The organism is Pseudoalteromonas sp. PAB 2.2, assembly GCF_001938575.1.
GTDB classification, from domain to species: domain Bacteria; phylum Pseudomonadota; class Gammaproteobacteria; order Enterobacterales; family Alteromonadaceae; genus Pseudoalteromonas; species Pseudoalteromonas lipolytica.
The window spans coordinates 456,964-469,386 of the sequence record NZ_LYPI01000008.1; the positions used below are offsets into that span (position 1 = coordinate 456,964).

Genomic DNA, 12,423 nt, shown 5'->3' on the forward strand with positions numbered 1-12,423 from the left:
AAAAACCAAAAAAGCCACGATAAACGTGACTTTGTTGGATAAAGCTTAAACTTTTACGGTTCTATTATAAGAACTTACCTAGCGCTTTAACTTGGTCTAGCATGCGGTTTGAGAAACCCCACTCATTGTCGTACCAAGCCATCACTTTAACAAGCTTACCATCTACTTTAGTTTGCGTAGAATCGAATATTGAAGACGCTGGATTGTGGTTAAAGTCGATAGAAACAAGCGGTAATTCGTTGTACTCAAGAATACCTTGCATTGCACCTTCTGATGCGGCTTTAACTACTTCGTTGATTTCAGCGGCTGTTGTTTCACGCTTAGCAACAAATGTTAAGTCTACTAAAGACACGTTAATTGTCGGTACACGCACTGCCATACCGTCAAGTTTACCCGCAAGTTCAGGAAGTACTAAACCAACGGCTTTAGCAGCCCCTGTTTTCGTTGGGATCATTGACTGTGTCGCACTACGCGCACGGTATAAGTCTGGGTGATAAACGTCAGATAGATTTTGATCATTTGTATAAGCATGAATGGTTGTCATGCTACCTTGCTCAATACCCACTGTGTCGTTGATTGCTTTTGCAATTGGCGCTAGACAGTTTGTTGTACACGATGCGTTTGAAATGATGTTGCTGTCAGCGTTTAATACGTCGCTGTTCACACCATGAACAACCGTCGCATCCATATCAGTACCGGGTGCAGATACGATCACTTTTTTAGCGCCCGCTTCAATGTGCTTTGCAGCAGCTTCGCGCGATGTGAATAAGCCAGTACATTCTAAAACGATATCTACATTTAGTGCTTTCCACGGTAAGTTGGCAGGATCACGCTCTTGTGTTAGGGTAATTTCGTCGTTACCAATTAACATGGTGTTTTCAGCAAGTGTTACTTTTTGAGAAAATTGACCATGTACTGAGTCAAATTGCGTTAAATGCGCGTTAACATTTGCTGGTGCTAAATCGTTGATGGCAACGATTTTGATTTCGTTGTTTTGAGCTGACTCATAAAGGGCACGTAATACGTTACGACCGATACGTCCATAGCCATTAATTGCAACATTAATCATTCTAATATCTCCCGTTAATTATTTTACTTCACTTGCTTGGCGAGCAAGCGCTTCAATGGCTTGCCAGTCTTTGTTTTCAATAAGTTGTTTATCTAACATCCACGTACCACCCACACAAATAACATTGCTTAATGCAAGGTAGTTAGGTGCGGTTTCAAGGCTAATGCCACCTGTAGGGCAAAAAGTCACTTGCGGTAAAGGACCGCCAATTGATTTGAGCATCGCGGTGCCGCCCGCTGCTTCTGCAGGGAAAAACTTTAAGAACTTAAAGCCATGGCTTACTAACTTCATTACTTCACTGGGGGTTGCGGCACCGGGTAAAAATGGAATGTCAGACTCTTTAGCCAGTGCTAATAATTCGTCGTTTACACCTGGGCTCACCATAAAGTCAGCACCGGCTTCAACAGATGCATTAAATGTCGCTTTATCAACCACAGTACCTGTGCCTACGTATGCTTCTGGTACGGCTTCTTTCATTAGCTTTACTGCCTCTGCCGCAATCGGTGTGCGCAAGGTGATTTCTAATGCTTTTAAGCCGCCGTTATAAAGCGCGCGTGCTAGCGGTGCTGCATCTTCAAGTTTTTCGATTACAACAACCGGTACCACAGGTGCCGATGATAAAATTTTCTCAATGCTCATTGTATGTTCCTCATAGCCCAGTAACGGCGTATTATTATTCTAAACCGAAGGCGCTTGCGCCAAGGTCTGCACTACTTACTATATTTCTGAAACCTGCGAATAACTCTCGGCCTGTACCGTATGTTTGGCTCGGTTGGCTAAGTTGTAATTCACGTTTTGCTAATTCTTCATCACTTACATGCACCTTTAATACACCCGCTGGTGCATCAAGCGTTATCAAATCACCTTCGTGAATTTTAGCAATCACACCACCTTCAACCGCTTCTGGTGCTAAGTGAATGGCTGCAGGCACTTTACCTGACGCACCCGACATACGGCCGTCTGTTACGATAGCCACTTTGTAACCTTGGTCTTGTAGCGTTGCCATCACAGGTGTGAGCTTATGAAGCTCAGGCATCCCTTTTGCTTTTGGCCCTTGCTCTTTTAAAACAGCAATAAAGTCGGTGTTAAGTTCACCACGGCTGTACGCTTCTTGTAGCTCACCTTGCGAGCTGAATACTTTAGCTGGTGCAGATACAACTTGGTGCGACTCTGCAACCGCTGATACTTTAATAACCGCTTTACCCAGATTACCCGTTAATAGTTGTAAGCCACCTTGTTTGCTAAATGGATTATCAATTGGGCGTAATACTTCTTCGTCGTGTGATTTTTCTGGACATGCAACCCATTTCACTTTGCTTGGCCCTGAGCTATCCGTCATGATCACTGAAGTATCTTTATCTAGCATTGGCTCAGTTGTATAGGCCTCTAAGCCATCACCTACTATGGTTTTTACATCGTTATGTAAGTAGCCTTTGCTTAATAGCTGCTTCATTAAGAAGCCCATGCCGCCAGCGGCTTGGAAATGGTTCACATCGGCTGAACCGTTCGGGTAGATACGTGTAAGCAGAGGCACAACCTCTGACAAGTCAGACATGTCTTTCCACGTCAGGATCACACCTGCCGCTTTAGCAATAGCCACTAAGTGAATCGCGTGGTTTGTAGAGCCACCTGTAGAAAGCAAGCCTACAAGACCATTAATGATCGTTTTTTCACTGACGACGTCGGCTAGACAGTTTGCATCTTTCGTTTCAATTAACTGTTTCAACATTGTTTCAACAGCATGGCCTGTTAAACCATCACGAAGCTCTGTGTAAGGGTTAATGAATGAGCTACCTGGAAGGTGAAGACCCATAATTTCCATTAACATTTGGTTAGAGTTTGCCGTGCCGTAGAATGTGCAAGTACCTGCACTGTGGTATGACGCGCTTTCAGCTTCTAAAAGCTCTTCACGACTAACCAAACCTTGAGCAAACTTTTGACGAACACGGGCTTTTTCTTTGTTAGGGATGCCAGACTGCATTGGCCCTGCTGGCAAGAAATACGTAGGTAAGTGACCAAAAGATAACGCACCAATTAATAGCCCTGGGACAATCTTGTCACACACACCTAAACAGAAAACACCGTCGAACACATCATGTGATAAAGAAACCGCAGTAGACATTGCAATCACATCGCGTGAAAACAATGACAATTCCATACCATCACGACCTTGCGTAACACCGTCACACATGGCTGGTACGCCACCAGCAACTTGAGCGGTTGCATCATACTTGGTAGCAAGGTTTTTGATGATTTCAGGATAATCTTTGTAAGGCACATGCGCTGAAAGCATGTCGTTATAAGAATTGATAATCGCTAAATTAGGTTGCTCATCTGCTTTTAAACGAGCTTTGTCATCACTGCTACAGGCAGCCATAACATGGGCGATATTACCACAACCTAAACCGGCACGGACTCTTGTTTGTTTTTTTGCGTGCGCGATTCGCTCTAAATAAGCTTGGCGGGTCTCTTTACTGCGTTCGATAACGCGTTCGGTGACTTCTTGAATACGAGGATGCAACATATAAATTCGACTCATCTCTATAGTTAGAGGATAAAGGCTCAGTGACAATTAAAGACTCCACGAAAATAATTGCACTGAGCATCTTTGATTTACCCGTTCAAAGGTACGCTGGCAGGCTGTCTCTCACAACCAACCTGACACCGGTGTCACTGTATTAACTCATGACTGTGACACCGGTGTCAACCCTATCTGTTAAATTTAGTTTAATTTTTTAAAATGACCAAATAATGAACAGTACTATTTTAGCTTAGTATGAATAGAATTCATGCAAAATCATGAGAAAGAGATTTATTGAATGATGACACTAATAAGAGTTAACTTATTAATAAACAATATATTAGATGTTTTATATGAACGGTTTATAGATCAAATAAAAAAGCCCGAAAAAGCGTCACTCAATTTCGGGCTACTGTGAAAAACAAGATGAAATTTATTTAATTGCTGCCGTTGACTCACGAGTAATCAATTTTGCTTCCAAAGTCACTTGATATGGTGACTCCTGTGGCTCACTAATATGGCTAATTAATTGTGTTACTGCTTGGTGTGTCATTTCTTCGACTGGTTGAGCAATGGTGGTTAAACCAGGCCAAATATGACGCGCAATGGGGGCATTATCAAACCCTGCTATCGAGATATCATCGGGTACTTTTAGCTGCATTTGTGTTGCTAATTTAAGGACCGCAGCAGCCATGTAATCATTTGATGCAAAAACAGCAGTCGGACGTGGGCTTAAATCTAAAATAGTGCGCGCACTATCAACACCTGAATGGTAACTAAAGTTACCCTCTTCGACTAAACGCTCGTTAAACTCAATGCCATTAGTAGCAAGTGCGCGACGATAACCTTTAAAGCGCTGCTCTGTCGCACTGTGATCCGGGTGACCTTTAATAAACGCAATTTCTTTGTGGCCGAGCTTAATTAAATGTTCTGTTATTTCAAAAGCGCCTTGCTCATCATTACTGCGTACAGAAATAGAATCATCCTCTAGCACGGCTGATGCAACACGGGCATACGGAATTTTTTTCGATTTTAAAAATGTAACAAGTTCAGCAAAATCTGAAAATGGAGGCGTTAGAACAATCCCGTCGAGTCGTGATGTTTGAAGTAACTGTTCTATATTACTGATCAGCTCTTCACCACGTAATTCACACGGGTGAATCAACAAATTATAATTGTGTTCATGACACGCAGCTAACGCACCTGTTTGTACCCGCGTGATATAACTCTTACTTGGATTATCGTATAAGCAACCAATAATAAAACTACGGTTCTGCGCTAACCCTCGTGCGATAGGGTTTGGTGTGTAATCAAGCTCTTTAAATACTTTTAGTACTTTTTCGCGTGTAGCATCACTCACGTTTGGCTCATTATTGAGCACACGAGACACTGTTTTTTTAGAAACACCGGCGTAGCTGGCGACACTATTAATGGTTACTTTTTTCATCCGATACTCATCCAACGACACTCCTTGGTTACGCGTTACTATTTACATGTAAACACGCAGCAGCACCAACCAGTGGAATGTTGTCTTGTGTTACAAGCGTAACAGGGATTTGCGACGTATATTGCGACATAATACCTTTATCAGCAAAACGCTCAACAAATCGACTAGATAATAACCGTTGTTGCATACGAGGTAAAATCCCACCACCAATAAATACACCCCCTAAGGCGCCAAATGTAAGTGAAAGATCACCCGCAACACTGCCAATCCAATCACAGAACTGGTTAAGTGTGGCTTCGCATACTTCGCACTGGCCTGTGCTTGCCAGCTCGCTTATTTGCGCTGCATCAAGGTTTTTAGCTTCAACACCTTTAACAGCGGCCATTGCGCGATATAAATGGGCAATGCCTGGACCTGAGAAAACAGTTTCTACAGATACATGGTTTAATTGCTTTTTAAGCTCTTTAATTAACTCACGGTCAAGTTCGGTCACTGCCGCAAGCGTAATGTGTCCTGCTTCACAGCTTAATACAGCACTGCCCTGCGACGTTCTCACTAAACAAGCAGCACCAAAACCCGTACCAGGTCCCATGACAGCAATATTTGCATTGTCATCAGCTTGCCCAGCTTTCACTGCGACATTTTTTGAATCATCTAAATAAGGTGCAGCATACGCAAAAGCAGCAAAGTCATTAATGACTTCTAATTGCGTAAAAGCAAATTCATTTTTAAGGTCGGCAACACTAAAGTGCCAACCTAAGTTAGTAAGGTGTACTTGTCCAGCTTTAATTGGACCCGCAACGGCTAAACATGCTCGCGACGGTTTTGCATACGAAATATGATTAAAATAATGTGATATGGCGCTTTCAAGTGAACCAAAATCTGCGCTTGGAAATTTAAGATTTTGCTCGATAACGAATTGATTTGTTTGTTCGTTAAAGTCTGTGATTAAGGCAAAACGCGCATTAGTGCCACCAATATCGGCAACGAGAATGGGATCAAATTCTGTGTTAGGCTGTGTGTTCATGTTGTTTTCTCTATTTGTCTAAGCTTTTTGCCGCTTATTCTTATATTTTTCAATGGCCTAGCCACTGTATTTGATAATACTTTGAGCTATCCTCTCAAAGCAGCTATCTTTAGTATTAAAAAAATGCTGCCCAAATAAATGGGCAGCCAAATACGTTTTGACAACAAAATGATAAAACAGTGACATTATGACACCGGTGTCAGCTTTGAATCAATAAAAATTTTCATTATTTACCCATGCATACGTATTTATTCACTAAAATGACAGTGTAGGTATGGATAAAAAGTAAAATAAATGCTTGCTTATTAACGTATTTCGCTTTGCTGTGTGACTCATCACAAATTGCTTGAAAAAAATAATAAATAGCCGAAAATGGCACTCACTGACACTGTAACTTGGTAACCATATGAAAGGTAAGGCTACATCATTTGACATTGCACACTATGCAGGTGTGTCTCAGTCAACCGTGTCTCGCGCACTCAGAAATAGTCCGCTGGTCAACGAAGAAACACGTCGACGAGTTCACGAGGTCGCAAAACAGCTTAATTATAAAGTAGATAAAAATGCCAGTAACTTGCGCACGCAACAAAGCAGTACCCTCGCGCTGTTACTCTTTGAAGATCCTACATCGGATGAGTCACAAATAAATCCTTTCTTTTTGGCCATGCTTGGCAGTATTACGCGTGCTTGCGCAAAAGAAGGCTACGATTTATTGGTTTCCTTTCAGTCAAGTAGCTCTGATTGGCAAGCCGACTATGAAGATAGTCACCGCGCTGATGGCCTTATATTACTTGGCTATGGCGACTACTTAGACTATCAACCCAAGTTTAGAACCTTAATTGAGCAAAACACCAAGTTTGTTTGTTGGGGAGCCAGTGTAGATAACCGCCCTGACTTAACGGTTAGCTGTGATAATTATGGTGGCGGAAAAATGGCGGCGCAGCATTTACTGGCAACCGGTCGCACCGATTGTGCTTTTATAGGTGATGCATCAGACCATAGCCCTGAATTTTTTGCTCGCTACCACGGTTTTAAAGATGCCTTTTTGGCAAAAGGGATTACTCTTAGCGAACGAAAAATGGCCAATGCAATTTCTACAGAAGAGTCAGGTTACCATGCCACTCGTTCACTGATTGCTAATAATATTCGCTTTAACTCGCTGTTTGCTGCGAGTGACTTAATTGCTATTGGTGCTATTCGGGCTTTAAAAGAAGCAAAAATCAACGTGCCCGACGATGTTCATGTTGTAGGGTTTGATAATATTGCTGTTGCGAGTTTTGTTAATCCACCGCTAACAACAGTACAGCAAGACACCACACTCGCAGGGCAAATGTTAGTTGATAACCTTTTAAAACTAATTCGAGGTGAACCGGTTGAGAACACCCTACTCCCGCCGCGTTTAATCATTCGAGGTTCAAGTATTTAAATCGCTAGATAAGGGCTCTTAAGCGAGTCAATCTCTAGCCATTTTCATTCACTGACAATTCAACCACCATTAAAATGGCTTTTTTTTCGATTTACCCAAGACTATTACCGCGAAAAAGCAGATAATTACACCTATTATGATGAAAACGCTATTAGCAAGCTTTTAAAGTTTGTAGTAGCTAAGCGCACTAAGGTGGAATTTTTTAATGGAAATTAAAGTTAATTTTCTCGACAACCTCAGACTTGAAGCCAAGTTTGATGACTTCTCTGTCATCGCAGATCAACCTATACGCTATAAAGGCGATGGTTCAGCACCAAGTCCTTTTGACTATTTCTTAGCGTCTTCTGCACTGTGCGCCGCTTATTTTATTAAAGTGTATTGTAACTCTCGTGATATCTCGACGGATGGTATTCGTGTTGCACAAAATAATATTGTTGATCCTGAGGATCGTTACAATCAAATATTTCAAATTCAAGTCGAATTACCAGAGCACCTATCCGAAAAAGATCGCACGGGTATTTTGCGCTCAGTAGAGCGTTGTACAGTAAAACGTGTTATTCAGACAGGCCCTGAATTTAAAATTGATACCGTAGAAAACATTGAAGCCGATGCGCAAGCAATGTTAATGGCAAAACCTGATGAAGATCATAATACCTTTATTTTAGGCAAAGACTTACCGCTTGAAGAAACCATCGCGAATATGACCGCGATACTCGAAGACTTAGGGATGAAAATAGAAATTTCATCTTGGCGCAATATTGTGCCAAATGTATGGTCGTTGCATATTCGTGACGCCGCATCGCCTATGTGTTTTACCAATGGTAAAGGCGCAACCAAAGAAAGCGCACTGTGCTCTGCGCTTGGTGAGTTTATAGAACGTTTAAATTGTAACTTCTTCTATAATGATCAATTTTTAGGTGAAGAAATAGCAAACAGTGCATTTGTTCATTACCCAAATGAAAAATGGTTCAGCCTAACCGACGATGACTCCCTGCCTGAAGGTATATTAGACGACTACACGCGCGACATTTATAACCCCGATGGCGAATTATGTGGCTCTCACCTAATTGATACTAATTCAGGTAACACAGCGCGCGGAATTTGCTCTATTCCTTATGTGCGCCATTCAGATGGTGAAACCGTTTATTTTCCATCAAACTTGATTGAAAATTTATTCTTAAGCAATGGTATGAGCGCGGGTAATAACTTTGCAGAAGCAAAAGTACAGTGTTTGTCAGAGATTTTTGAACGGGCCGTTAAACGCCAAATAATTGAGCAAGAAATTGCTCTTCCAGATGTACCTGACGCAGTCTTAAATAAATACCCAAGCATTGTTGCTGGCATTAAAGGCCTTGAAGAACAAGGCTTTCCTGTTGTTGTTAAAGACGCATCACTGGGTGGTCAATTTCCGGTTATGTGTGTCACGCTAATGAACCCAAAAACAGGCGGTGTATTTGCCTCGTTTGGCGCGCACCCAAGTTTTGAAGTCGCATTAGAGCGCAGCCTTACAGAGCTGTTACAAGGTAGAAGCTTTGAGGGCTTAAACGATGTTCCTAAACCGACCTTTAATAGCATGGCCGTGTCGGAGCCAGAAAATTTTGTTGAGCACTTTATTGACTCAACAGGGGTTATTTCATGGCGCTTCTTTAGTGCGAAGCATGATTTTGAGTTTGTGGAGTGGGATTTCTCAGGCACAAACGAAGAAGAAACCGCAAGCTTATTCGGTATTTTAGAACGCTTAGGTAAAGAAGCCTACATTGCAGAGTTCTCAGATCTTGGTACTGCGTGTCGTATATTAGTCCCTGATTATTCTGAAGTTTACCCAGTCGAAGATTTGATTTGGGATAACACTAATAAAGCCCTAAATTTCCGTGAAGATATTTTAAATCTGCACCGTCTAACTGAAGATCAACTGGCTGATTTAGTTGAGCGATTAGAAGAAAGTGAGTTAGATAACTATATCGATATCATTACGCTAATCGGTATCGAATTTGACGAAAATACGGTATGGGGTCAATTAACAATTCTTGAGCTTAAGTTATTAATTTACCTAGCATTGGGTGATTTAGAAGCCGCTATGGAGCTAGTTGAAGCCTTTTTACAATACAACGACAATACCCTTGTTGAACGAGGTCTATTTTATCAAGCGATGCATGCAACACTGGAAGTTGCGCTTAGCGATGACCTAGAAATTGAAGATTACATTCACAACTTTACGCGTATGTTTGGTCAAGAAACCATGGACGCCGTGGTTGGCTCGATTAATGGGGATGTTATGTTTTATGGTTTAACCGAAACAAGTATGAAACTTGAAGGCTTAGACAGACATCAGCGTTTAATCGACAGCTACAAAAAGTTGCACGCAGCGCGAGCAAAAAAAGCAGGTTTATAAGGCACAATCAGACACAATCAGACACAATCAGACACAATCAGACACAATCATTTTGCTGAACTGATAAATAAAAAAACCGCTGAGGGTTAAAGCTCAGCGGTTTAATTTTAATATTTAAATGCTCAATTTACTTCAAAGCATCTTCGACAACAGGGTAATGATCCCACACATGTTTATCGCTTAAAGAGCGAAGTAATTTAATGTACTCTGCATGCGTCCACGCAAGTGGTGTCGCTGAGTTCGTCCCCTCGCCTAACACATAGCCAGCTTTATTGTTACCAACACCATCCCACACTTGCTCAGGTAGCATCATGCCTTCATTAGCAAATGCTTCCATGCCTTTTACATACGTGTTTTTGATCGTGTTTTGTTTCATCGCATTTAAGCTATTGCTGGCATTTGCTGCGGCAATTTCATAGTGACCGCGTTCACCCGTGAAAAACGGCCATACTCGCCCACGCTGACCTGGGGTATTATTCCCCCCTTCTGCGTAGTTATTGCCCGTAACTTCGTCTTCGCCGTAACCATCATTACCATAACGACGGTAGCCTGGGAATGACCCTGAGCCATCAGCAAAGTTAAAGGTATAGCGCACTTGTAGGTTATCAATTAAGCTTTCGTCATCATATTCTGGAAGCGTTTTTACAATGCTTGGTGCAAGCGCATCACGAACACCGTAGCGAACCAGCTCTAAAAATCCTCCGTCCAGAATTTGCTTTTTGTCGAAGCCATCACGACCATTATTCGCATTAAGCGTGGTCGATGAGTTTGGATCTTTATCTTGGCCAATGCGAATGAAATATTCTCCATCGGCATTGTCTGATTTTAGGTTACCTTGCGTGGTAAACATGGTGCTTTCGATTTCACTATTGTATTGCTTAGCGGTTTCTAAGTAACGCACTGCGTTTTTAGTATCACCTGCTTTTCTGGCAATATCAGCAGCAGTAACTAGGCCCGCTACAACAGCAGCAGTCGTAGAAGGAGAGTAACCGTTTTGTTCTTCCCAGCGCTCTTGCTGCGTTGCGGGTGGGGTGATTTGTGTATCATTCCACAGAATCTTTGCAAGGCCACCATCTACCAAAAAGTCAGCCGCTGGTTTGAGCATTTTGCCATACCACTGTGTTAACTCTTGGTCGCTAAGTACGTCGGCTTGATGAAGTTTCCATGCAAGCATAATTGGCATAGCCGTTTGGTCAAGTTGCACACCAACCCATTCAAGTTCACCATCAACGTGTGTTTTTTGTAAAAACCAACCAGTGTCTCCCCCGTTACCAGGAGTACGAGCGGTAACTTGTACTTTTTCTAAATATTCAAAGGCTGTCTTAGCTGTTTTAGTATCGCCCATGGCCATAAATGCCATAGCCACCTGATAAAAGTCACGTACCCAGACTGCTTTATAGCCTGTAGAACCTGTTTTAGCTGAGACCGTTTCACCCCATGGGTTTGATAACGACGCAATTAGTGCCCCCGCATGCGTTTTATCTTCTTGCGCCTTTAATACCATGGCACTGGTATAAAGTAGTTTGCCATTATCAGCGGTACTGCTAGTTAATGTGCTAAGGGGCTCAAGGCTTGCTAAGTAGTCTTGCCAACCAATTGCATCACCTTTACCGTTATAGGCATCTAGTAACTTTTGATAACCTTGACTTAAGCTTGCTTGACCTTCTTTTAAGCTCGCAGCTTCTGATTGACCAAAACTTAGTGCTAAATCGAATGTTGTATTAGTTGAAATATCACCCAGTTCAGCAAGTAAACTAACGTTACCCGATTGCTCACCGGTATTTTGGTACGTTGTGCCAAGTGATTGCGACTTTTTAAGTTCTTTTAAACCATCGCTTATCCCCGTAAAACCAACCGTTGCCTGCTTGAATGGCTGACTAGCTTGCAGTGATAAGAAATTATCGTCTTGCCATGCAACTAAGCCTTTATCAGTTACTTTAGCAAAATCGTCTAGGCCGTTATTATCAATATAAGGGTTCACATTCACATAGGCTTTAACGCCTTCTAAATCGGTATTAAATACGCTGCGTACAAACAGAGTTTGACCGTTTGGATCAGTGAAAATATGCTTTTCTAAAGAGAAACGACCTTGCTTATCTTTGCTTACCACTTTATAGGCAAGTGAAAGTGGCCGACCTGCTTCATCTTTGTATAGATAATCAATGCTGACATCAAGATCGTCATTTTCTGTCACAGTAAAATCTTTGCCTACTACAACAAATTGCATATCTTTAATTTGTGCTTGGTGAATAAGACCAAACATGGTTTCAGTGATCATGCCTTTGGCAATTGAAAACCACACTTTTGACACTTTACCAGTCGCAGCTGAATCATCATAATGACCCGCTTTATATTGCTCATAGGATGTGCCAATACCTGTTTTACCTGAATAAGCCCAAAATGGCTCAACACCGGGCGCGCCTGGGGCTGAAATCTGCGTTAACGCTGTTGTTGATACAGATTGCTCAGAGCTACAAGCCGTTAAACCTAAAGCAATAAAACTTGCCGTAATAAGATTAATTTTTTTCATTGTGTGTCCTT

The 12,423-nt window shown here is 42.0% G+C and carries 8 protein-coding genes; 2 read left to right on the forward strand and 6 right to left on the reverse strand.

What is annotated here, in order from left to right; all coding sequences use genetic code 11:
- Positions 1 to 64 precede the first annotated feature (64 nt).
- The 5 genes from gap to glk all read right to left on the reverse strand — a co-directional run bounded on the left by gap (position 65) and on the right by glk (position 6,064).
- Complete coding sequence (gap, locus tag BWD47_RS06130; protein WP_036968813.1) at positions 65 to 1,069, reverse strand: type I glyceraldehyde-3-phosphate dehydrogenase; 1,005 nt, start codon at positions 1,067 to 1,069, stop codon at positions 65 to 67.
- A gap of 18 nt (positions 1,070 to 1,087) precedes the next feature.
- A complete protein-coding gene (locus tag BWD47_RS06135; RefSeq protein ID WP_036968816.1) occupies positions 1,088 to 1,708 on the reverse strand; it encodes a bifunctional 4-hydroxy-2-oxoglutarate aldolase/2-dehydro-3-deoxy-phosphogluconate aldolase in 621 nt (206 codons plus the stop codon).
- Positions 1,709 to 1,742: 34 nt separating this feature from the next.
- Positions 1,743 to 3,593 (reverse strand): phosphogluconate dehydratase, encoded by a 1,851-nt coding sequence (edd, locus tag BWD47_RS06140; RefSeq protein WP_065979841.1) that lies wholly within the window; start codon positions 3,591 to 3,593, stop codon positions 1,743 to 1,745.
- Positions 3,594 to 4,023: 430 nt separating this feature from the next.
- A complete protein-coding gene (locus BWD47_RS06145; protein ID WP_036968823.1) occupies positions 4,024 to 5,037 on the reverse strand; it encodes a LacI family DNA-binding transcriptional regulator in 1,014 nt (337 codons plus the stop codon).
- Positions 5,038 to 5,065: 28 nt separating this feature from the next.
- The gene (glk, locus tag BWD47_RS06150; RefSeq protein WP_065979840.1) at positions 5,066 to 6,064 is read right to left on the reverse strand and encodes a glucokinase; all 999 of its coding nucleotides are present in this window, start codon (positions 6,062 to 6,064) and stop codon (positions 5,066 to 5,068) included.
- A 406-nt stretch (positions 6,065 to 6,470) separates the two neighbouring features.
- On the opposite strand from glk, the gene BWD47_RS06155 reads away from it, so the two are divergent.
- Positions 6,471 to 7,490, forward strand: coding sequence for a LacI family DNA-binding transcriptional regulator (locus tag BWD47_RS06155; protein ID WP_036968830.1), 1,020 nt, complete (start codon positions 6,471 to 6,473; stop codon positions 7,488 to 7,490).
- A 205-nt stretch (positions 7,491 to 7,695) separates the two neighbouring features.
- The gene (locus BWD47_RS06160; protein ID WP_065979839.1) at positions 7,696 to 9,882 is read left to right on the forward strand and encodes an OsmC domain/YcaO domain-containing protein; all 2,187 of its coding nucleotides are present in this window, start codon (positions 7,696 to 7,698) and stop codon (positions 9,880 to 9,882) included.
- Between the two features lie 127 nt (positions 9,883 to 10,009).
- On the opposite strand, the gene BWD47_RS06165 is transcribed toward BWD47_RS06160, so the two are convergent.
- Positions 10,010 to 12,412, reverse strand: a complete 2,403-nt coding sequence (locus BWD47_RS06165; RefSeq protein WP_075593639.1) for a glucan 1,4-alpha-glucosidase — start codon at positions 12,410 to 12,412, stop codon at positions 10,010 to 10,012.
- Positions 12,413 to 12,423 lie beyond the last annotated feature (11 nt).

What these genes read in the sequence shown, in the direction of transcription:
- gap (WP_036968813.1), bottom strand. Translation starts at nt 1,069, where the DNA reads ATGATTAATGTTGCAATTAATGGCTATGGACGTATCGGTCGTAACGTA.
- BWD47_RS06135 (WP_036968816.1), bottom strand. Translation starts at nt 1,708, where the DNA reads ATGAGCATTGAGAAAATTTTATCATCGGCACCTGTGGTACCGGTTGTT.
- edd (WP_065979841.1), bottom strand. Translation starts at nt 3,593, where the DNA reads ATGTTGCATCCTCGTATTCAAGAAGTCACCGAACGCGTTATCGAACGC.
- BWD47_RS06145 (WP_036968823.1), bottom strand. Translation starts at nt 5,037, where the DNA reads ATGAAAAAAGTAACCATTAATAGTGTCGCCAGCTACGCCGGTGTTTCT.
- glk (WP_065979840.1), bottom strand. Translation starts at nt 6,064, where the DNA reads ATGAACACACAGCCTAACACAGAATTTGATCCCATTCTCGTTGCCGAT.
- BWD47_RS06155 (WP_036968830.1), top strand. Translation starts at nt 6,471, where the DNA reads ATGAAAGGTAAGGCTACATCATTTGACATTGCACACTATGCAGGTGTG.
- BWD47_RS06160 (WP_065979839.1), top strand. Translation starts at nt 7,696, where the DNA reads ATGGAAATTAAAGTTAATTTTCTCGACAACCTCAGACTTGAAGCCAAG.
- BWD47_RS06165 (WP_075593639.1), bottom strand. Translation starts at nt 12,412, where the DNA reads ATGAAAAAAATTAATCTTATTACGGCAAGTTTTATTGCTTTAGGTTTA.